The 21,679-nt window shown below is 39.7% G+C and carries 22 protein-coding genes; all 22 read right to left on the reverse strand.

From position 1 onward, the window contains the following. Positions 1-9: 9 nt before the first annotated feature. Positions 10-450 (reverse strand): hypothetical protein, encoded by a 441-nt coding sequence (locus HOD97_05250; GenBank protein MBT4281004.1) that lies wholly within the window; start codon positions 448-450, stop codon positions 10-12. A gap of 1 nt (position 451) precedes the next feature. Further along, positions 452-2,056: an NAD+ synthase gene (locus tag HOD97_05255; GenBank protein MBT4281005.1), complete on the reverse strand. Its 1,605-nt coding sequence runs from the start codon at positions 2,054-2,056 to the stop codon at positions 452-454. Positions 2,057-2,078: 22 nt separating this feature from the next. Further along, the gene (locus HOD97_05260; GenBank protein MBT4281006.1) at positions 2,079-2,378 is read right to left on the reverse strand and encodes an acylphosphatase; all 300 of its coding nucleotides are present in this window, start codon (positions 2,376-2,378) and stop codon (positions 2,079-2,081) included. Then, complete coding sequence (locus HOD97_05265; protein ID MBT4281007.1) at positions 2,378-2,833, reverse strand: TIGR00725 family protein; 456 nt, start codon at positions 2,831-2,833, stop codon at positions 2,378-2,380. The genes HOD97_05260 and HOD97_05265 overlap by 1 nt, the downstream gene beginning before the upstream one ends. After that, positions 2,830-4,122, reverse strand: a complete 1,293-nt coding sequence (gene asnS / locus HOD97_05270; GenBank protein MBT4281008.1) for an asparagine--tRNA ligase — start codon at positions 4,120-4,122, stop codon at positions 2,830-2,832. The genes HOD97_05265 and asnS overlap by 4 nt, the downstream gene beginning before the upstream one ends. A 7-nt stretch (positions 4,123-4,129) precedes the next feature. After that, on the reverse strand, positions 4,130-4,690 hold the full coding sequence (locus HOD97_05275) for an LptE family protein (protein MBT4281009.1): 561 nt from the start codon (positions 4,688-4,690) through the stop codon (positions 4,130-4,132). Then, on the reverse strand, positions 4,680-5,894 hold the full coding sequence (locus HOD97_05280) for a sigma-54-dependent Fis family transcriptional regulator (GenBank protein ID MBT4281010.1): 1,215 nt from the start codon (positions 5,892-5,894) through the stop codon (positions 4,680-4,682). The genes HOD97_05275 and HOD97_05280 overlap by 11 nt, the downstream gene beginning before the upstream one ends. 127 nt (positions 5,895-6,021) lie before the next feature. Next, a complete protein-coding gene (gene galE / locus HOD97_05285) occupies positions 6,022-6,996 on the reverse strand; it encodes a UDP-glucose 4-epimerase GalE (protein ID MBT4281011.1) in 975 nt (324 codons plus the stop codon). Next, positions 6,993-9,017 (reverse strand): excinuclease ABC subunit UvrB, encoded by a 2,025-nt coding sequence (gene uvrB, locus HOD97_05290; GenBank protein MBT4281012.1) that lies wholly within the window; start codon positions 9,015-9,017, stop codon positions 6,993-6,995. The genes galE and uvrB overlap by 4 nt, the downstream gene beginning before the upstream one ends. Positions 9,018-9,071: 54 nt before the next feature. Further along, positions 9,072-10,010, reverse strand: a complete 939-nt coding sequence (locus tag HOD97_05295; protein MBT4281013.1) for a pyridoxal-phosphate dependent enzyme — start codon at positions 10,008-10,010, stop codon at positions 9,072-9,074. Continuing rightward, a complete protein-coding gene (mce, locus tag HOD97_05300; GenBank protein MBT4281014.1) occupies positions 10,011-10,418 on the reverse strand; it encodes a methylmalonyl-CoA epimerase in 408 nt (135 codons plus the stop codon). It abuts the gene before it with no gap. Next, entirely contained in the window at positions 10,415-11,443 is a 1,029-nt protein-coding gene (locus HOD97_05305; GenBank protein ID MBT4281015.1) for a dipeptide epimerase, read from the reverse strand. The genes mce and HOD97_05305 overlap by 4 nt, the downstream gene beginning before the upstream one ends. Beyond that, the gene (locus HOD97_05310) at positions 11,434-12,426 is read right to left on the reverse strand and encodes a DUF1611 domain-containing protein (GenBank protein ID MBT4281016.1); all 993 of its coding nucleotides are present in this window, start codon (positions 12,424-12,426) and stop codon (positions 11,434-11,436) included. Before HOD97_05310 ends, HOD97_05305 begins: the two co-directional genes overlap by 10 nt. A gap of 46 nt (positions 12,427-12,472) precedes the next feature. Then, a complete protein-coding gene (locus HOD97_05315; GenBank protein MBT4281017.1) occupies positions 12,473-13,246 on the reverse strand; it encodes an enoyl-CoA hydratase/isomerase family protein in 774 nt (257 codons plus the stop codon). A gap of 12 nt (positions 13,247-13,258) precedes the next feature. After that, positions 13,259-14,689: a TrkH family potassium uptake protein gene (locus tag HOD97_05320; protein MBT4281018.1), complete on the reverse strand. Its 1,431-nt coding sequence runs from the start codon at positions 14,687-14,689 to the stop codon at positions 13,259-13,261. A 38-nt stretch (positions 14,690-14,727) separates the two neighbouring features. Then, positions 14,728-16,074 carry a Trk system potassium transporter TrkA gene (gene trkA / locus HOD97_05325; GenBank protein ID MBT4281019.1) on the reverse strand — a complete coding sequence of 449 codons (1,347 nt, stop codon included), beginning with the start codon at positions 16,072-16,074 and terminating at the stop codon, positions 14,728-14,730. A 67-nt stretch (positions 16,075-16,141) separates the two neighbouring features. Continuing rightward, positions 16,142-17,392, reverse strand: coding sequence for a UDP-N-acetylglucosamine 1-carboxyvinyltransferase (gene murA, locus HOD97_05330; protein ID MBT4281020.1), 1,251 nt, complete (start codon positions 17,390-17,392; stop codon positions 16,142-16,144). Positions 17,393-17,396: 4 nt separating this feature from the next. Then, on the reverse strand, positions 17,397-17,756 hold the full coding sequence (gene vanZ / locus HOD97_05335; protein MBT4281021.1) for a VanZ family protein: 360 nt from the start codon (positions 17,754-17,756) through the stop codon (positions 17,397-17,399). Further along, entirely contained in the window at positions 17,749-19,275 is a 1,527-nt protein-coding gene (locus tag HOD97_05340) for an NAD(P)H-hydrate dehydratase (GenBank protein ID MBT4281022.1), read from the reverse strand. The genes vanZ and HOD97_05340 overlap by 8 nt, the downstream gene beginning before the upstream one ends. After that, complete coding sequence (gene acpS / locus HOD97_05345) at positions 19,272-19,643, reverse strand: holo-ACP synthase (GenBank protein MBT4281023.1); 372 nt, start codon at positions 19,641-19,643, stop codon at positions 19,272-19,274. Before acpS ends, HOD97_05340 begins: the two co-directional genes overlap by 4 nt. Next, a complete protein-coding gene (locus HOD97_05350; GenBank protein MBT4281024.1) occupies positions 19,624-20,310 on the reverse strand; it encodes a TIGR02253 family HAD-type hydrolase in 687 nt (228 codons plus the stop codon). Before HOD97_05350 ends, acpS begins: the two co-directional genes overlap by 20 nt. Positions 20,311-20,353: 43 nt before the next feature. Beyond that, a complete protein-coding gene (locus HOD97_05355) occupies positions 20,354-21,655 on the reverse strand; it encodes a tetratricopeptide repeat protein (protein ID MBT4281025.1) in 1,302 nt (433 codons plus the stop codon). Positions 21,656-21,679 lie beyond the last annotated feature (24 nt).

Genomic DNA, 21,679 nt, shown 5'->3' on the forward strand with positions numbered 1-21,679 from the left:
AAAATCAGTTCAGGGTTTATATTTTTTCTGAGCTTTTAACAAAAGAAAATTGCCTTTTTTTCGTTCGCCGTCCTGTGCCAGTGATACAATTCGAATAGCTTCCGTTAGTGGAATTCTTACATTGTCTGAATTGGCATAAAGTGCATCTAGCGAACCGGTAATTAGTGACAAGTTACCTCCAACTTCGGTAGATAAAAATTCATCGATAATTTGGTAATAGCGTTCAATGTAATACGGTTCAATAAATGACGGATCTCCGGTATATTGCTTTTTAACTTCAAAATCGTGAAGAGTTTGCAACCGAGAGGTCATCGCATAAGCGCCATTTACAAAGGTCAGTTTTTCTTCCTGACTTAGAGATTGCCAATAATCCGCCGGGGTTTTTCCCTGCCCAATAAGAGAACCCGTACATACAGAAAAAATAGCCATGATTAATACAAATTGTTTCACATCAGTCTCCCTTAAAATGATTTACAATAGGAATGCGTCGTCCCATCCCGAATGCTTTTCGCGTAACTCTTAAACCTGTAGCCGCTTGCCGTCGTTTATACTCATTTATGCGGATTCGATTTGCCAGATCATTCACCAAATCAGCGTCAGCTCCATCATTAATTAGCGAAGATGGACTTTGTCTTTCTTCTACTAGGGCATCTACTAACGGACTGACAATTTCATAATTAAACGGATCTTCCTGTCCCGGCGCTAATTCTGCAGATGGTGTTTTGGTAATACATCGATTTGGAATTCGCTCAGAATCGCGATTCACCCAATTGGAAAGGGCGTACACATCAGATTTGGACAAATCAGAAATAACAGAAAGTCCGCCGCTCATATCTCCGTAGAGCGTGCAATAGCCGAGCGCAAGTTCAGTTTTATTTCCCGTGGAAAGACACAGCCAGCCAAATTTATTTGACATTGCCATCAGGATGTTTCCCCGAGCACGTGCCTGTATATTTTCTTCGGTAACATTGGGTTTTTGTCCGATAAACACAGATTTCAATGAATTCTCATACGTATCCACAAGTTCGTTGATCGGAATTGTTTCAAAATTGATGTTCAGATTTTCTGCAAGCGCCTTCGCGTCAACGAGACTATGATCGCTCGAGTATTTGGATGGCATAGCAACACCGTGGACTTGGTCTGCGCCGAGCGCATCTGCAGCAATACAGGCTACCAGACTGGAATCAATTCCTCCGCTGAGGCCAATCACCGCTTCCGAATGGTTAGTTTTCCTGAAATAATCTTTCACACCGAGGACAAGTGCAGAATACATTTCTTCCTCGCGCTGCATGGAATGCGTGTGTGCTGGATTAAGATTATCGGTATCTACCAATACCAAGTCTTCAGAAAATGCTTTTCCGCAAGCAATCACAACGCCGGCTGCATTCATCGCCAGAGACGATCCGTCAAAAATGAGCTCATCTTGTGCGCCGACCATATTACAGTACACAAATGGAAGTTCTGTTTCATTCACTTTTTTGGAAATGAGATTGCGACGATTTGCAGACTTTCCTTCCCTGTAGGGAGAAGCGGAAATATTAATAATCATTTCAGCGTCAGAATTTTTGAGTTCACTAGAAACTTTGCATGTGTAATCCTCATCCCAAAGGTCTTCACAGATCTGAATTCCGATTTTTATCAATTTTTCTTTTAGAGTAATTTGAAAAATCCCAGGCTTCGTTCCGGCAGTAAAGTAGCGATCTTCATCAAATACATCATACGTTGGTAATAGAATTTTGTCGTAAGAATCCACTATTTCCCCATTGCTGCACAGGGCGGCGCTGTTGTAAAGATTGCCATTCTCTCTTCTCACATAGCCGATTATCATCGGGACAGTCGTTTTTAAAACAATAGAATTAAGTGTTTCGAGATTCTTCTCGATAAAAGAATCCCAATACAGCAAATCCTGAGGTGGATAACCCGTAATTGCTAATTCCGGGAAAACGACAAGATCAGCATCCTGACCGACTGCATTATTGTAAACATCCAGCATCTTTTCTTCATTGAAAGAAAAAGCACCGAGCGTTGGATTGATTTGGCAGAGGGCAATTTTCATTGTATTATTTTTTATTTTCCTCTCACCTTCGAATTTCAAAATCCCTGAAGCGGTGCTCATACGGAAGCCACTCCACTTGAACTTCATCGACATCCGCTCCACGCGGTCCCGTTTCAACTTCCTTTATTAAAGATTCGATATCCATTTTTTTGCCTTCCGCTTCAATTAAAACAGTGCCATCTTTTAAGTTTTTTGCGTACCCAGCCAATCTAAAATCCTGAGCCCATTGAACGGTAAACCATCGGAATCCGACTTGCTGCACTTTACCGCTGACTCCAAGCTTCGCTCCGGCGTTTTCTGGCTTATGAATATCGAAGTCCACTAAATGTGTTCCTTTATTTGTTTTATCACATCTGAAGGCGAATCTGCGTGATTTACTTTTGGAATATCCCAAGTGTGAAAACCGATTACAGGTTTCTCGAGTTGCAAAGCGTAAGCAATTTCGGACAAAGTTCCGTATTCACCTGAAATCGCTACAGCAATATCACAATTGTAAGCCAACATCAGATTTCGATAAATGCCGAGACCAGTCGTAATCGGAAGAGAAATAAATTCATTCGCCTCTTCGAGAGAACCATCTTTTAATATTCCTACGCAGGTTCCTCCGCCTTCATTCACACCTTTGGCAATGGCTTCCATCACGCCTGAACCTCCGCCACAAAAAACGAGATATCCTTCTTCCGCCATACTTTTTCCAAGCTCAACAGTTTGGCTGTACACCTCATCGGTAATGTTGCGACCGCCGAAAACAGAAACTCTTGTTGTAAAATTCTTCACGGTTCTAATCGTGAAAGTGTTCTTGGAAACGGAATGGTTTCTCGAATATGCTGAATTCCGGTTATCCACGCCACAGTTCGCTCAAGCCCAAGTCCAAATCCAGAATGCGGAACCGAACCATATCTTCTTAAATCTAGGTACCATTTGAACTCATCCTCAGGAAGATCGTGTTTTTTGATACGTCTTTGCAAAGTTTCTAAATCATCTTCCCTCTGCCCTCCGCCAATTATTTCCCCGTAACCTTCCGGAGCAATCATATCCACACCAAGGGCAAGGTTATCATTTTCTGCATCGCGCTTCATGTAAAATGCCTTGGCTTCTTTTGGCCAGCGATGAATCATGACAGGACTTTCGAATTCGTTAGAAATAATGGTTTCATCTGTTCCGCCAAAATCGCTTCCATATTCAAAATCGACATCGTTTTTCTTCAAAATTTCGACTGCATCATCGTAAGTGATTCGCGGAAATGGTAAAGACACCGCCTTCAGTTTTGTAACATCCCGCTCCAATGTTTTCAGTTGTTCTTCACATCGGTCAAGACACCTTTCTAAAATAAAAGCAACCAGCCGCTCCGCCCATTCCATATTTTCATCAAGATCACAAAAGGCTATCTCAGGTTCAATCATCCAAAATTCTGTGAGATGACGGCGTGTCTTGGATTTTTCCGCTCGAAATGTTGGACCAAAACAATATATTTTACCAAATGCCATTGCAGCCGCTTCGCCGTATAATTGTCCACTTTGCGTTAAATAAGCGGTTCGGTCAAAATATTCCACATTAAACAAATTGGATGTTCCTTCGCAGGCGTTTGCCGTAAATATGGGGGTATCAATCAGCGTAAATCCGTTTTCCTCAAAAAAGTCTCTGCAAGCTTTAATAATTTGATTTCGAATTCCCAATATGGCGTGTTGCTTTTTGGATCGAAGCCACAAATGCCGGTGATCCATCAAAAAAGCTGTACCGTGTTCTTTGGGAGAAATAGGATATTCCTCTGCAATTTGATGCGTTTTAATGTCTTTGACAGTAAGCTCAAATCCTCCAACAGACCTATCATCTTTCCGCACTGTCCCCGTTACAGAAAGGGATGATTCCTGCGTCAGAGTTGGTTCAATGTTAAACACCTCTTCCGAAACTTCACTTTTAACGACGACGCACTGCGTCATTCCTGTTCCGTCACGAAGCATCAAAAACCAAATTTTCCCACTGGATCTTTTGGAATAAACCCACCCATGAAAAGTGACGTCTTGCCCTTCAAATTCTGCTATGTTTGCTATGTATTTATGTTTCATAATTCCTTTACCATGATGTCATTATTTCGTTAAGTATATCTTCCGCAATTTTTTTTACCGCAACATTAGTAGCGAATTCACGAGCATCGCCAAATTCATCATCATCTTCATCATCAGTTAAACCGTCACCATCATTGTCAATACCGTCGGTACTAATATCTCCGCTTAATCCGTATGCGCCAAAACTGGAAAAATTCTTCTCAAATAGTGTTTTATCTTCATTTACATCAAACCATTCAACTTTCAAATTAACCGTAAATCGGTATTCCGTAACTGCTTCTTCTTTCGTGTAAGTGTAAGGCGCATCTTTTATGCTAATAATAGTCCCACGCAAGATGGAATCTGCATCATTTCCATCTTGAACTCGAAGAATGTTTTCTTCTGTGAATTTTTCAACCAGATTATCTGTCACTGCTTCCGCCATTCCAAATTCTGAAGTCTGATTTTCTACGAGCGGAATGGCGATGCTTTTTATGTGAGGCGGAATAGAACCTGCCATCGAGTAAAACATGCATCCTGGGACTAACAAAACGGAAAGAATGAAGATGTAAATTGTTCTAATCACCATTCTTTTTCCTTCGCTTAATTTTCGGTTCCAATCCGTATTCTTCAATTTTTCTGTATAAGGTTCTTTCGCTCATTCCGAGGGACCTTGCAGTAGCTCTCCGGCTATTATTAAAATATTTCAGAGTGCGCTCTAGTGCCTCTTTTTCGAGATTTTTCAAATTCATATCTCCTATAGAAGCACCGCGAATATACTCATCAAAAATTTGATCCACAGGAATTCGCCCATCCTCTGATTGTACTTCGGCAGTATAAGCCGGTATTTCCCCTTCGTTTATTACCGGTAACCCTTGACCGCTTAACATTGATTTTACCCATTCAACATCCTGGCGAAGAAGCAATAGTTGACGTAAAATTAATTCCCGTTCAGCTTGTTCAGGTGTTTGGCTCATTACCATCGGAAGATTTCCTTTTGATGGCATTCTTGCATTTCCTATCTGTTCCTCAACCATAACCGCTGTGATTCGCTCACCTTTTTCCAAAACCAGAATACTTTCTACAAAATTTTTAAGTTCACGAACGTTTCCAGGCCAATCATGATGTTTCATGATACGAATAGCGTCGGGCACAAATCCTCTATAAGGGATGTCATTACTCCTTGTAAATTCTAAAGCAAAGCGCTCAACTAGCAAATTCAAATCTTCTAATCTGGTACGTAATGTTGGAACATCAATCGTAATCGTTTTCAATCTAAAGTAAAGATCCTGTCGGAATTTTCCATTTTCCACAAGTGTGGCTAAATCCTTATTGGTCGCAGCAACGACTCGAACATCAGTTCTTAACGTTTTGGAATCCCCAACGCGCATAAACTCCCCGGTTTCAAGCACCCGTAATAATTTTACCTGTGTTTCATATGGCATTTCACCAATCTCATCTAAAAATATGGTTCCTTTATGGGCTGATTCAAAATACCCTTTTCGGTCTTCTCCAGCGCCAGTGTAGGCACCCTTTTTATGTCCAAATAATTCACTTTCTATAATTCCTGCCGGAATAGCACCGCAGTTTACTACTACCAATCCTTCATGAGTTCTTCTACTAAATTTATGGATCGCTTTGGCAACAACCTCTTTCCCAGTTCCAGATTCACCAGTTACCAAAACAGAAATATCTACTGGAGCAATTTGAGCTATCATTTCCAACACTTGACGAATAGCATCGCTTCTACCAATGATACCAGACCTTTTTTGTAATTTATCTAAATCAATCATGGAATGTTTCTCCTAAGCAGTTTTTTTTAATTCGTCGGCTGGGATATTCGGAATGATCTGCGCTTTTGATTTTTGTATTCAACTCAACCCCTCTCTTTCAAAAAGAGGGGCTGGGAGTGAGATCTAATCATTCAGTAACCTCCGCATGGCAATAAATTTCCCACATTGTTGAAATCAATGTTTCAATTTCAGAATGTTCGGCAGACCATTTTAATATTTCTTTTGCGTTTTCTGAGCTCGCAACCAACTTTGGCGGGTCTCCCGATCTGCGACTTTTGATCTCTGTAGGAATTATTTCTCCTGTTATTTTTCTAGCTGTGTCAATGATTTCTTGAACAGAATATCCAACTTCAGATCCAAGATTTACTGTAATTGATGGATTATTTTTTAAATAGTTCACTGAAAGAATGTGCGCTTTTGCGAGGTCTGAAACATGAATATAGTCCCGTACGCCGGTTCCATCAGGTGTTTTATAATCGTTTCCAAATACATTCATTTTATTGCGAGTTCCATTTGCTGTTTCCATCACAATCGGAAGTAAGTTATTCGGCCCTTTTTCCGGAATTCGTATCCGGCCTTTAATGTCATATCCGGCTGCATTAAAATATCGAAGTGATGCAGATCTGATTCCTTTGGATTCATATACATCCTTAAGAATTTTCTCAATGATTAATTTTGATTCGCCATAGGGATTAATAGGATTCACTGGATGTCGCTCATCAATGGGCAAATATTTAGGATCTCCGTACACAGCTGCGGAAGATGAAAACACAAAATTTTGAATGGATAAATCAACCATAGTATCAAGCAAAGTCAATGTTCCGTACACATTATTATGCATATATTTTTCAGGATTTTCAACAGATTCCCCAGCAGCTTTGAAAGCAGCCATGTGAATCACTGCATCGACACCATCAAGCGCTTTTTCATTATCTTCTCGATTCAAAATAGATCCAAGAATAAACTCGGCTCGTGTATCTACATTTTCCTTTGTGCCCATCGAAAGATCATCAAGTACTACCACTTCATATCCCTGATCTAGTAATTCCAAGCCGACATGAGCTCCAATATAACCGGCACCTCCTGTTATCAGTATTTTCATGAAGATTTGCCTCCTTCAAAAATTCCAGCCAATTCTTTTTCAAATTTCTGAATTTCATCTCTCAATTTTGCTGCTTGTTCAAATTCTAAATCATCTGCTGCTTCCAACATTTCCTTTCGCATCATTTCAAGCGCAAGCTGTTTATCCAACTGATCAAAATCTATCCCTTTGCGTTTTGTCTTTGGTTGAAACGCATCTTTTTCCTGAAGTGAATCTGCAACAGCAGTGCTATGCAAAATATCATCCATAGATTTGTAAACAGATTTCGGTTCAATATTATGGGTTATATTGTATTTCTGCTGAACTTTTCGGCGACGTTTTGTTTCACTAATGAGGTATTGCATCGCTTCAGTGATTTTATCGCCGTAAAGGATAACTGTCCCGTTTAAATGACGTGCCGCTCTACCCGCCACTTGCATTAGCGAACTCTTTGATCTAAGAAACCCTTGCTTATCTGCATCCAAAACAGCCACCAAAGATACTTCAGGAAGGTCTAATCCTTCTCTCAAAAGATTAATACCAACTAAAACATCAAATTCACCAAGACGAAGATCACGTAAAATTTTAACTCGGTCTAAAGTATGAATATCGCTATGTAAATATCTCACTCTGAGACTTAGTCCACGCAAATATTCCGTTAAATCTTCTGCCATACGTTTTGTTAAGGTTGTAATGAGACAACGTTCATTCATTTTTGTCCGGTTCTGTATTTCATTCACAAGATCATCCATTTGTCCATTTGTGCTGCGAGTTTTCACTATTGGATCAAGCAATCCGGTTGGGCGAATTAATTGCTCTGCAATTATACCATTAGCCAATTCAAGCTCACGATCAGACGGTGTTGCCGAAACATAAGTCACCTGGTTTTGCATTTTCATAAATTCATCTATTTGAAGCGGACGATTATCCAATGCGCTTGGTAGACGAAAACCATGTTCCACAAGTGTTAATTTTCGAGCACGATCGCCATTATACATTCCCTGCACCTGAGAAAGTGTGACATGTGACTCATCTATAAAAGTCATGTAGTTATCAGGAAAAAAGTCTAATAATGTAAATGGCTTTTCCCCCGCCTTTCGACCTGAGAAATAGCGAGAATAATTTTCAATCCCGGAGCAGTAACCTAGTTCCATCATCATTTCTAGATCAAAATTGGTTCTTTGTTCCAATCGCTGTGCTTCTAATAGTTTATTATTTTTTCTGAAATCCGATAGCTTTTCATCGAGTTCTTTACGAATGGTTTTAACGATTCCCTTAATTTGCTTTTTATCGGTTACAAAATGTTTTGCAGGATAAATAATGACTGAGTCCATTTCACCCAGAATTTCTCCGGTAAGGGGATCGAATCGAGTGATGGAATCCACTTCAGTTCCAAACATTTCTATTCGTGTGCAGGCCACATCGTAAGCGGGGAAAATTTCAATTACATCTCCGCGCACTCGAAAATTACCACGTTCTAGAACTGTATCGTTTCGCGCATAATGAATATGTATGAGTTTTGTAAAGACCTCTTTTCTATGAAGTGGTTTTCCTTTTACTATCCTCACAATTTGATCACGGTATTCATCTGGAGATCCAATACCATAGATACAAGAAACTGAGCTCACAACAATGACATCTTTTCGTTCCAATAGCGCAGTGGTGGTTTTCAGCCTTAGGCGATCAATTTCTTCATTCACTGCCATATCTTTTTCGATAAAAGTGTCTGTAACAGGTAGGTACGCCTCAGGTTGATAATAATCATAATACGAAATAAAATATTCCACAGCATTTTCCGGGAAAAGCTGCTTGAATTCACCATAAAGTTGTGCGGCTAATGTTTTGTTGTGCGATATAATCAATGTTGGACGCTGGACTTCTTGAATCACTTGCGCCATCGTAAACGTTTTTCCACTACCAGTTACTCCAAGTAAAACTTGATGATCCAGTTTCTGTTTTAATCCGCCCACCAATGAGGATATTGCCTGCGGCTGATCACCTTTGGGTTCGAATTCCGAATGAATCTTGAACTCTGCCATAATGTCTAAATTACGACGGATAAAAGATAAGGATCAATGGCAGAGAATTTAATTATGTTAAAAGGGTAATGTGAATAAATCCACATTTCCACCTGAAAGAATAATTCCCACTTTCTTCCTCTGAAATAAGGACTTTTCTTTCAACACTGCAGCTAGAGAAATTGCGCCTGATGGCTCAACCAAAATTTTCATCCGTTCCCAAATCAATTCCATTGCATCAATTATTTCTGCATCCGTCACAGTTATAATTCCTGTTACCATTCTTTGAATTATCGGGAAAGTAAGTATTCCAATTTGGGACCGTAATCCATCCGCAATCGTATCGACTCTTTTATTCGGGACAATTTCTCCCGCTTTCATAGACAAAAACGTATCATCAGCCCCTTCCGGCTCGGCGCCAAATACATCCGTGTTTGAATTCATCCCTTTCACCGCCAGAGCCGTTCCGCTAAGCAGTCCGCCTCCACTCACAGGCGAAATAACAGCGTCCAATTCCGGTTGACCTTCCATGAGTTCAAGCCCAGCTGTTCCCTGACCTGCAATAATGCGTTCATCATTATAAGGATGAATAACTGCCACATCTGTTTTGGATACATATTCTTGAAGAGCAGATTCACGGGAGATTTGATCCGGTTCGCAGGTGATAATTTCGGCACCATAAGATTTAACTGCTTCAAATTTGATCTTGGCTGAGTTATAAGGCATTATAACTGTAACAGGAATTCCTCGAATCTGAGCAGCTTTTGCCAAAGCGGCGCCGTGATTCCCGGATGAAACTGTTGCCACGCCTCGCTTGGCATCTTCATCGGATAAACTCAAAATTGCATTGGTCGCACCGCGAGCTTTGAAAGCACCGGCTTTCTGAAAATTCTCACATTTAAAAAACATCGTTGCCTCGGACATTTGATCCAATGTAGCAGAGGTAAGAATTGGCGTTCGATGAATGTAGGGTTCGATACGCTCATGCGCATCTTTTATATCAGCTAGTGAGACCAATTACTTTGGTTTCTGTGAAAGTTCGACAAGCACGCCACCGGTGCTATTCGGATGGATGAATATTACCAACATTCCCTCAGCGCCAACCGATGGCTCATCGGTAATCGTTTCAATACTATTATCTTTTAATTCTCTTATTGCTTCAAAAATGTTTTCTACTTCAAGACAAATATGATGCATGCCCGGTCCACGTTTTTTAAGAAATTTTACCATCGGCGAATCGACACCCAAAGCTTCCAATAGTTCAATTTTTCCATGTTCCGTATTATAAATATCTGTCGTAACCCCTTGGCCTTTCACCGATTCTGTTCCCAAATGTTGTATTCCTAAAATGTGTTTCCAAAAAGGTGCGTCTTTTTCAATGCTTTCAACAGCTATCCCCACATGTTCAATTCTAAGAATTTTCATATCAACCCCTCAATTCCAGATCTTAAAGTAATTCCTGCCCCATTTCCATCCGGAAGAACCAATTTCCCATTTTCAACGCTAACGCCTTGATATGGATCATTCGAAATCAGAAGGTTTCCATCAAGATCGGCGAAATCAACCAACGGAGATAAATGAGCAGCTGCCGTAATCCCTATAGACGATTCCACCATACAACCCAACATAATTTTTAAATCATGTTTTCTTGCAGATTCAATCATTCGCTTCGCTTCAAACAAACTTCCACATTTCATTAGTTTGATATTAATTCCATCAAAGGCATACGCTATTTTTGGAATATCTTCAGCAGAAATTGAATTTTCATCCGCAAAAATTGGAAGCGGAGACTCATCGCGTAAAACAGAAGATTCATCCAGAGAATCCGATGGTAATGGCTGTTCCACAAATTGCACATTTCGTTCCGATAACCATTGACACATTTCAATTCCTTGTGCGAGAGTCCAGCCTTCATTTGCATCTACTCGAATAGGTTTATCGGTGCAACCGCGGACTGCATTAATGATTTCTTTATCTTCATCTGTCCCAAGCTTCACCTTAATAATTGCATAGGGCTTTGCTTCTTTGATTTTTTGTGGAATTTCATCTAAATCGCCAATCGCAACAGTGAAAGAAGTTTGCGGCGTTGCATCTTTATTGGCATGTAATAACTGATGTAACGGAATTTCATCACGTTGGCACCACCAATCTAAAGCAGCCATACTCAAAGCGGACTCTAGCGCTTTAATACCTATAGTTTGGCCAGTTAATTTATTTTCCCAAGATTCATACTCATCATCTAAAGACGGAATTTCAATCCCTTTTTCTAATAGATCCACAATAGCAGAAGTGGATTCATCATATCGCTTGGACGGAGCTGCCTCTCCTCGCCCAATAAAACCATCTCCCGTCAAATAGATATACACAATATCGTAATAATTTACCGTTCCGCGTGATAAACCAAACGGATGCGTGCATTCTATTCGATATGTTGCCCAGCTTAATTCCAATTTTGCACATCCTTTAGAATGGAATCGATCAAGGATTGATCGCCAAATCGAACAAGATCGGTGGTGGGAATTCCGATTTTTGATTCAATATCAGATATGGTTTTCTTCGCTTCCTTTTCAGGTTGGTTTACCGTTAACAGATTGATACCTACAAATCGGGAAGACTTAAAAGGTTTCATAAGATCAATATATGTTGGCATGCAATCTCGGAGCTTTGCAGATGGAAACCCTGTGGTATCCGATTTTCTTACAACTTCGTGAGTCATCACAAGAAAGTCCGGCATCGATCCATGCAAAAGTCCAAGTGTAACACCTGCATAATATTGATTGGTTAAGGATCCCTGTCCTTCTACAATAATGAGATCACATTCGCCAATTTTTTCAATGGAATGTTCAATTTCACCTGCCATAAAATCTGACACAACAGCATCAATTGGGACACCATTCCCGCTCAGCAAAATTCCCGTCTGGCCCGTTCCGAGAAATTCAGCGTTCAGTCCTTTTTTCTTCAATCGGTTTGCCAATTCCCAAGCAGTGGTCATTTTTCCTGTATCGCAATCAGAGCCAACAACCAACAGAACTGGAATTTTTCGATCTTTCCATAAACCTTTCGGGAAATGAGGCGGATTGGGTGGCCGCCTTAAATCAGTGAGCGTACATGAATATTGTTCCGCCAAATTTCTTATTTCTGGGTCATCATTCAAAAAAGTGTGCATTCCACTAATGATATCACATCCACTTTCCAATGCGTGATTTATTTCTGAACGAACTAATTGAGAAATGATCCCGCCTTGAGGAGCACCACCTAATACAAGTGTATCAGGTTTAGTGTATTGCGCTTTGGCAAATGAAGAAACCACCGGAATTTTTCCACCATATCCAATAACATCTTGTGCAGTTTTCCCCGCATGCTCGGGGGAAATTACAGCGCACACGTCCTCTGGCCTGTACCTGAGAAGCATATTGCCCGTCTTATTAAGCATATAATTAAATACCCCGGAAGAAAGGATCACAAATTTCATCATTTTATTAGGATCGAAAGTTTGGCGGACGCTTTTCGATGAACGCAGTCAGTCCTTCTTTAGCTTCTTCTGTGCTAAATAATTGGCTGAAATTATTGACTTCGATATCCAATCCATCTTCTATCGAAATACCGGACCCCGCATTAATCGATGCAAGCGATTTAGCAATAGCATTGGGACTATTATGAAGCATTGTCTCTCCCATTTTTCGACATGACTCTTCAAGGTCTTTATGCGCCACCGTTGCATTCACGAGCCCAATCCGATAGGCTTCATCCGCAGAAACCATTTCGCCGGTTAAAATCATTTCGTTTGCTTTCCCTTTTCCCACAATTTTCGGCAACCGTTGGGTACCACCCCAACCGGGTATTAATCCTAACTTTACTTCCGGCTGGGAAAAAACAGCAGTGTCACTCGCTATTCGAATATGACATGCTAACGCTATTTCGCACCCTCCACCAAAAGCAAAACCATTCACAGCTGCAATGACAGGTTTCGGTGAATTTTCAATGATTGAAGTCATTTCTTGCCCGTTTTTCCCAAATTCAAGCGCTTCATTAGAATTCATTTTTGACATTTTTTTGATGTCCGCACCGGCAACAAATGCTTTTTCGCCTGCTCCGGTGAGAATAATAACACCAATGGACTCTTCAGAAATTGCATCAGTTAAAGCTTGACTCAGTTCTGACACAACCACATCATTAACCGCATTCAAAACGTCTGGGCGATTAATGGTTATGGTAGCTATTCCGTTCTGATTCTGTATCAATAATGTTTGCATCTAATTAAATACTTATTTCCAAAATACACGGCTAAATATTACCATAATGGTGAAGATTTCTAACCTACCCAAAAGCATACAAAAAGATAATAGCCATTTTCCAATCGGATGTAATAATGCATAATTTTCTGTTGGGCCAAAATCGCCAAGCGCTGGACCAATATTTCCAATTGATGATGCAGCAACACTGACAGCGGAAATGATATCTAAATCCATGGCCGTAAGGGTAATAGAAGTAATCGCAAAGATGGACACGTAAAAAAGAAAAAATCCGAGAGTATTTCGAATAATGTCCTCACTAATTAATCTTTTCCCAATTCGAATAGGAATTATTGCTTTTGTGTGTAGCATTCTTCGTGTTTCACTAGCGGCATATTTCAAAATTAACATAAATCTGATCGTTTTCATTCCACCACCTGTGGACCCTCCCATGCCTCCTATAAACATTAGGTTTAGTAATAAAAATTGAGCAAAAAAGGTCCAAAGTTCATAATCCGCAGAACCAAATCCGGTAGTTGTTAAAATAGAAACAGTTTGAAATAACGCATTCTGAAAATTACTGTGAGACCAATCATTTTTTGGAGCACCAAGTGTCAAAAAGATAATGAAAGTTATCGTCATAATTAATCCAAGGTAAAACAGAAATTCCTTATCTCTGAAATAGGTTTTTACATTTCCGGTAATTGCCCTGAAATGAAGTGTAAAATTCACACCGGCGATCATCATAAAGATGATGATTATATAATGTGTTACCGGATTTGCAAATGCCCCAATGCTAGCATTTTTTGTTGAGAACCCGCCTGTTGGCATGGTGGTAAATGCATGACAAACTGAATCAAACCAAGACATTCCGCTCATAGATAAAAGAATGATTTCAGCAAAAGTAAATCCGAGGTAAGTCATCCAAAGGAATCGAGCTGTTTCTTTAACACGTGGTCGAATTTTATCGGCAACCGGGCCGGGCATTTCTGCCTTAAAAAGTTGAACACCTCCAACTCCCAATAAAGGTAAAATTGCAATATAAAAAACTATGATACCCATTCCGCCAATCCATTGAATAAACGATCTCCAAAACAGTACACTCATTGGAAGACTTTCTATACCATTGGGTAAGTGAGGCATTGTGATTGGACTGCCAATGATAGTCGCACCGGTTGTTGTAACGCCGGACATTGCTTCAAAAAATGCGTCTGTAATATTTGGGATTGCGCCCGTCATGTAAAAAGGAATCGCAGAAATGATTGCGGTCGTTATCCAAGAAAATGCAACGATGGCAAATCCATCCCTATTGGTTAATCTGCGATCATTACGGAAAATAAACCATAATGGAACTCCAAATAATATGCAAAATCCTGAACTAAATAAAAACCCTGATTCCACACCTTCTCCATAATACCAAGAAATACCGGCGGGAATTAGAAGTGTAATTCCAAGCGATGCCATTAGCATTGCTAAGATATTAAGGATTGTTTTATAATTCATTAAGCCGAGAACAGCTTACGTAATTTCGGAATAGCTTTCTGCTTTGCAAACACAAGGACAATATCATCTTCGGTTAATTGTGACGATCCACGTGCTATACTTAAATGCCCATGGTGATTAATAATACCCACAATACTATCTTTGGGAAAATGAACCTCGGACAATGGAATGTCCATCACTTTACTTCCAGGCTCAGGACTGAATTCTAACACATCCACTTCTAATTCTTCAAATGAGGTAACCGCTGAATCTGAAAACCCACTTTTTATATTTTGCAGAATGGCATTTACGGTGGATATATTTTTACTAACCATGCAACCAATTCCAATTTCTTGAACAACAGGAAGATATTCTGTTGTATTAATGTGAATTATAGTCTGTTTTGTACCAAGATGGTGAGCTAACAATCCGCAAAGTAAATTGGTTTGCTCGCTTTGAGTTACAGAAATAAAACTATCTAATTCATGAATATTTTCAGATTTAAGGAATTCAACATCTGTTCCATCACTATTTAAAACCATGGTGTTTGGTAGCGTGGATGCAAGCCGTTCTGCTTTATCTCTATTTGCATCAATAAGCCTAACAGACATTTCATTTTGAAGAGTTTCTGCAAGGTTTCTGCCAATTTTACTTCCACCTAAAATCATAACGCCTTTCGCTTCTATAGCTTCTTTACCAAGCATTTCCATAATCTGGTCTAAATAATCCTTTTTAAAAATAAAATAACATGTGTCCCCTTCTCGGAAAATGAAATCGGACCATGGAACTTCAGTAGAACCATTTCGTGTTACTGCCACCACTCCAAATCTAAAATCTTCATTCTCTTCACAAATTTCCCGAATTGTTTTGGTCGCAATAGGACAATTTTTATCCAATCTAAATCCAATCATTTCCATTCGTCCACCTTCAAAATCCATCGCTTGTGTAGCATAAGAATGCCGCACCAATCTCACTATTTCGTCGCTGGCTGCTTTTTCGGGATGAATAACAAGATCAATGCCAAAAGATTCGGGTCGGATGATTGAATCACGTCTTGTATATTGCTCATTCCGGAGTCTTGCAATAATCTTTTTTGCACCCATTTTATGTGCTTGTTGGGATGCAATTAAGTTTACTTCGTCTGTGCGGGTTAGACTAAGAACGAGATCCGCGTCTTCAACGACGGCTTCGCGAAGGGTATTTGGACTCGCCCCATTTCCTTCGACGGTAATAACGTCTATATGATCGGAAGCTCGTTTGGTTTTGGCGGGATCGATATCAACAATCGTGATGTCATGATTTTCACCACACAACGCTTTTGCAGCATGGAATCCGACTTCTCCACCACCTATTATAACTACTTTCATTGTTCAGCTTTAAGAACCTTTAAGGCTAGAAAATCTACACCATTCCTAATAAAAACAAAAAACATCCTTACTCATATTCCCGGGAAATTTCTGCACCCAAATTCCTGAATTTTTGTTCAATATTTTCGTAACCCCGATCAATGTGATATACTCTGCTTACGTCCGTTTTACCCTCGGAAAATAGTCCGCCTAGGATAAGCGATGCGCTCGCACGTATATCCGTAGACATAACATTTGCACCCTTCAAAGAAGGTTTACCACGCACAAATGCTACATTATTTTCCACGCGAATATTTGCACCAAGTCTAATTAATTCAGGTACATGAGAAAATCTGTCATGGTAAACCGTGTCAGTAACCATCGAGGAACCCTCCGCTATCGTCATAAGCGCTATCCATTGCGCTTGTAAATCTGTTGGAAATCCAGGATACACATCCGTCGTAACATCCACCGGTTTTACACCCTTTGCTTTTTTGATGAGAATCGAATTTTCATTAATGGAGATTTCTGCGCCGACATTTTTTAATTTTTCAAGAACAATTGACAAATGGCTGGGTTCAACATTATGTAAGGTAAAATCCCCAATTGCAGCACCACAGATTAAAAAAGTACCTGCTTCAATTCTATCGGGAATTACGGTTATTTCTTGAGCAGTTAGTGATTGCACTCCTTGAATGACGAGTGTGCTGGTCCCAATGCCGGTAATATTACTTCCCATCTGAACGAGTACATCTGCCAATTGGGTGATTTCTGGTTCCATAGCAGCGTTAGTAATGGCTGTTGTTCCTTCGGCAAGGACTGCCGCCATTATGGTATTTCCTGTCGCTCCTACCGATGGAATTTCAAAATGAATTTCATTACCTTTTAATGTTTTTGCTTTTGCATTGATATATCCCTCATCCAACTGAATATCTGCACCCAATTTTTCCATGGCAGCCAAATGAAAATTCACAGGTCGAGGACCCCAAGCGCATCCACCCGGTAAAGATACTTTTGCAGAACCGAATCTGGCTAGTAACGGACCAAGAACATAAAAGGATGCTCGCATAGTTTTAACGAGCTCGTAAGGAGCAAATGGCGTGTCCACTGTGCTCCCATCAATGGTTAGCGTTCCATCTTTAAACTCAATCCCGGCACCCGTCATTTCAAGCAAACTAATCATGGTCCGGGTGTCTTTCAAATTTGGTACTTTATGAAGAATTGTTACACCTTGGGATAACAAAGAAGTTGCCATAAGAGGCAAAACTGCATTTTTTGCCCCACTAATTTCTACCGAACCAGAAAGTGATTTTTGTCCATGTATTACAATTTTATCCATAATCTTATTTAACCGACTGTATTTTAAACCATTTTAATGCAAAAATCGAACCGAAAATAAAACCCAACCCATCCGCAAACATATCGAAAACGCTGGAATCTCTCCCCGGTTGAAATGATTGCCAGGTTTCATCCATTCCCGAAACGACAATTCCTCCAATAATTAAAAAGAATATCATGCGGGGATTCGGTTTGTCAATACTGTTACATGCTAAAAGCCCAAAGAAAAAATATTCAATAAAGTGAACAACCTTATCCCATTGAGGGAATAGCTGAGTTGGAAGCGATTCTCCCGGAATTGCGGACAAACTAAAAATCGCAATGATGTATAGTCCCAATAACCACCTGAATTTCCGATTATTCATACAAAGCAATCGCTTTTGGAATTGTATTAAGTAGATCAGATGCAATCATACCACGCTGACCTAGTTCGCGAGCACAAATATCCGCCGCTTTTCCGTGTAAAAAGACTCCGATTTGCGAAGCGATAAATGGATCAAACCCTTGGGCCATTAAACTCCCCAACATTCCCGATAATACATCCCCCGTTCCACCCGTTGAAAGACCAGAGTTTCCTGATGGATTAAATATACCATGTGATCCTTTTAATGTGATAGTTGGTGCATTTTTTGCGACCAACACTCCATTAATATTTTTTGAAAGGTTGGAAGCCATTTCAGGAAAGTTATTTTCAAGATGCGTTTTGCCAACTTTTAGAATCTTACTTAATTCGCCACAATGAGGCGTTATAATAAACGGTGCCTCAACCTTGGATAGTAATTGATCATTATCATAGAATATTTCTAACGCATCTGCGTCTATAACCATCGGAATATTTGAGGTTACAACTATTTTTTCAACCATATTTTTTGTTGAAGAATGGTTTCCAATTCCCGGGCCAATCACCACGCAATCGCACCATTTTATTGCACTTTTCAACAGTTTAATGTTGTCCATTTGAAGTCGTCCTAAATCATGGTCTTCGCATGGAATGGTCATTACTTCAGTCATTTTCGTTTCAAAAATTGTATTTAGAGATTCCGGAACACATGCTTTTACCAACCCCGCGCCAGTTCGCATGGCTCCGATTCCTGCAAGAACCGCTGCTCCAGTCATCCCTTTTGATCCGGCGATTAATAGAACTTTACCCTGAGAATGCTTCGAAGAATTTCTTGGTAATTTTGGGAATAGGGTCTTCATATCAGAATCATCAAAAATTGACCAATGCATGTCTTTTTTCTTTTCAAGTAGATTCGGGAATCCAATATCTGCAGTTACAATTTCACCAGATGCATCGGGTCCATCATTATGCAACATCCCAATTTTTGGATATCCCATTGTAACAGTTTTATTCGCTGTAACGCAAATGGGATTGACTAACCCGGTATCCGCATGTAGACCGGAAGGAATATCGGCAGATAGAATCTGTGAATTTTGTTCATCCATCCAGCGTATCCAGGATGTTATTTCAGATTGCAATTCTCCTCTCACGCCAGTACCCAAAACAGCATCAATAATTAAAGAATAAGATATATTTTTTGTTGGTGAATGCGCAATGAATTGAACTTCTTGCCCTGCTTCGATGAGTTTTGAATAAAATGTTTTCGCATCTCCTGTAATGTTTGATTCTGGATATAGAGAATACACGTCTATGTTTCTTCCGCAATCTTTTAAAATCTGTGCAGCTGCAAAACCATCACCACCATTATTTCCTTTCCCACACACGACAGCAATTGCCATGTTCGCATTAGAGGCTGTTATTTCTTCTGCTAATTTTGCAATCGCCATTCCTGCGTTTCCCATTAATTGCTCTCCCGGGATTCCTTCTTTTACCATGGCCATTAAATCAAGTTCTTTGGCCTGTTTTTTCGTAAGAATTCTCATATTTTGGGTTTCACGATCGCAAAGGCGATTGCAAATTCTTCTGTGTGAGATATACTCACTTTACAATCCAAAGATTCATTGAGGTTCACGTGAGGTTCCCCTGAATCTAACCGTTGAATTTCTATCTTTTTTAAAGAAATTGTAGATTTGGGATTATAGGATAAAATTGCTTTTTTTAGTGCTTCTTTTGCAGCAAACCTCCCGGCGTAATGAATAGCTGGATTATTCCTTTTACCACAGTAAGAGATTTCACCTTTTGTAAAAATACGAGATATGAAAGAATCTTGTTCTTTGTTAATAATGCTCGAAATTCTGGGAACAGAAACAATATCTGTTCCAATGAACCAATTAGGTTCGGTTGAGTTCATTGACAATATCAAGAATTTCGGATACATCATTAATATCCCAATCTGCACCAGATTCTACCGTTCCAAATGTATCACCATATCGTGCATAAATAGTCTTAATTCCGAGCTGTTTTGCACCTTCCACATCTCGCTCCGGCCAATCTCCTATCATGATTGCCTCATCTGCTTTAACCGATAATTGATCGAGTGCCATTTCAAATGGTTTTGGTGATGGTTTTCGAACTCCCGTATCATCGAAGGTAAGTACAATATCAAACACATGATGAAGGTTTAGATAGAAAATTCTCATCCAAGCTTCGCGACGAGGCGCATCTGATACAATTGCTAGTTTTAGTCCCATTTTTCCAAGGGAAACTAATGTCTGATTTACGTTGGGGTACACTTTGAGGTTGGCTTCCCGTGCTCGGCGATAAGCTACAATTCCGGCAGCTAAAAATTTTGCATCAACTTTACCATGAATTTCCTCTAAAAATATATCAAATATTTGTTGATTCTCCCACCCTTTTGCCTCATATAATTCGAAAATTCTATCGACTGATTTATCTTGGTCAACCGTAAGACCGGCTTCAATCATGGACTCAATTCCTGCCCGAACGGCTTGTCGTTTCATTTTCATGAAATCTAACAAGGTATTATCTAAATCAAAAATAATTGCTTTTATCTTCAACAAATTTTCCTTTACAGTAAACGGACTAATTAATATATTTTATTTAACGTGGAGTTCGGATTTCTTTTATCAAATGCTCACAGGATGGACGCCAATTTCTATCATTTCTTCCGCGTTCGAGCGAATTGAGTGAAGCTGTTTTATTCCCTTTTCCTCCACACCATTCTGCAATACCAAGCTCATACCAACCCCCACCAAATTTAGGTTTTTGTTCCGTTGCTTCCCTCGCTGCACGTTTGCTATTTTCGCAATCTTCCACACCATTATATGCAGAGGCAAGTCTGAACCAAACCATTGCATCTTTCGGTTTTAATTCGGATGCGGTTTCTAAAGGACTAATTGCATCCTGAAAAAGTTCTTGATTTAAATAAACAATCCCCAATCCAATAAATGATTTGGCATAGGTTGAATCTACAATTGAGCCTTGTAGAAATGCTTGAAGCGCCGCATCATAATTCTGGTTTGCAAGATGTAAATCGCCAATCGCGCCGTACGCCTTAGAATATTTCGGATGAACTTCAATAGCTTGATTAAATGCCGCGATGGCTCCTTCTGAATCGCCTATCCTATTCTTTGCTTTACCAATTGCATACCATCCTTTGTAAAACCCGGGTTGAATATCCAGCGCACTTTGATAGTTTTCTATAGCAATGTTATCATTCCCAAGTTTTGCTTCAATCACACCAAGTTGATAAAAAGACTGATAAAATGTTTCATCAATCCCAATTGCCTTTCTGTACGATTCCAATGCAGATTCAAGATCGCCACGTTTATAATATTGATTCCCGGACAGAAAAGATCTTTTTGCTTCATTCTTGATTGCTTTCAGAGCGTTTTCATGATAAGGATTAATTCGAAGTGCATTTTTAAAACTCTCAACCGCTGCAGGCGTCTCGCCATTCCTTGAATATGCCAAGCCCATTCTAAAGGCCGCTTCCGAAAAGGTAGAAAACCTTTCAAGAATGATCCTGAATGTTTCAAGAGCCTCCGATATTTCACCATTACTGTAATAACGATTCCCCTGATTCATTAACGTATTTAATTCGCTGAGCTGTTCAAATTCATCTCGAAATTCTTGATTTTCAGGTTCCATATCAATTGCTTCTCTTAAAAACTTCCCTGTATTGGTTAAATCACCTTTCCGCAGGCTTACTCTTGAAAGACCAAGAAATGCCAGAGAAAATGATGGGTCCATATCTAGAGCACTTTTAAAAAGGGATTCTGCAATATCAATATTACCTTTTGCAAGTTCTTCCTGAGCACGCGCATGATCCGCCATTGGATCTTGGGAAAAACACATGGCTGAAACCATCAGGATAAATATGAGATTTTTCTTTAATTTCATGTGAATTTTGTTCCTTTATTAATA

This window comes from Candidatus Neomarinimicrobiota bacterium (assembly GCA_018651745.1).
Taxonomy (GTDB): Bacteria; Fidelibacterota; Marinisomatia; order Marinisomatales; family TCS55; genus JAAZYX01.

Coding starts and splice junctions, on each gene's coding strand:
- HOD97_05255 (MBT4281005.1), bottom strand. CDS start 2,056: ATGAAAATTGCCCTCTGCCAAATCAATCCAACGCTCGGTGCTTTTTCT.
- asnS (MBT4281008.1), bottom strand. CDS start 4,122: ATGAAACATAAATACATAGCAAACATAGCAGAATTTGAAGGGCAAGAC.
- HOD97_05275 (MBT4281009.1), bottom strand. CDS start 4,690: ATGGTGATTAGAACAATTTACATCTTCATTCTTTCCGTTTTGTTAGTC.
- HOD97_05280 (MBT4281010.1), bottom strand. CDS start 5,894: ATGATTGATTTAGATAAATTACAAAAAAGGTCTGGTATCATTGGTAGA.
- galE (MBT4281011.1), bottom strand. CDS start 6,996: ATGAAAATACTGATAACAGGAGGTGCCGGTTATATTGGAGCTCATGTC.
- mce (MBT4281014.1), bottom strand. CDS start 10,418: ATGAAAATTCTTAGAATTGAACATGTGGGGATAGCTGTTGAAAGCATT.
- HOD97_05310 (MBT4281016.1), bottom strand. CDS start 12,426: ATGCTTAATAAGACGGGCAATATGCTTCTCAGGTACAGGCCAGAGGAC.
- HOD97_05315 (MBT4281017.1), bottom strand. CDS start 13,246: ATGCAAACATTATTGATACAGAATCAGAACGGAATAGCTACCATAACC.
- HOD97_05320 (MBT4281018.1), bottom strand. CDS start 14,689: ATGGCATCGCTTGGAATTACACTTCTAATTCCCGCCGGTATTTCTTGG.
- trkA (MBT4281019.1), bottom strand. CDS start 16,074: ATGAAAGTAGTTATAATAGGTGGTGGAGAAGTCGGATTCCATGCTGCA.
- murA (MBT4281020.1), bottom strand. CDS start 17,392: ATGGATAAAATTGTAATACATGGACAAAAATCACTTTCTGGTTCGGTA.
- vanZ (MBT4281021.1), bottom strand. CDS start 17,756: ATGAATAATCGGAAATTCAGGTGGTTATTGGGACTATACATCATTGCG.
- HOD97_05340 (MBT4281022.1), bottom strand. CDS start 19,275: ATGAGAATTCTTACGAAAAAACAGGCCAAAGAACTTGATTTAATGGCC.
- acpS (MBT4281023.1), bottom strand. CDS start 19,643: ATGAACTCAACCGAACCTAATTGGTTCATTGGAACAGATATTGTTTCT.
- HOD97_05355 (MBT4281025.1), bottom strand. CDS start 21,655: ATGAAATTAAAGAAAAATCTCATATTTATCCTGATGGTTTCAGCCATG.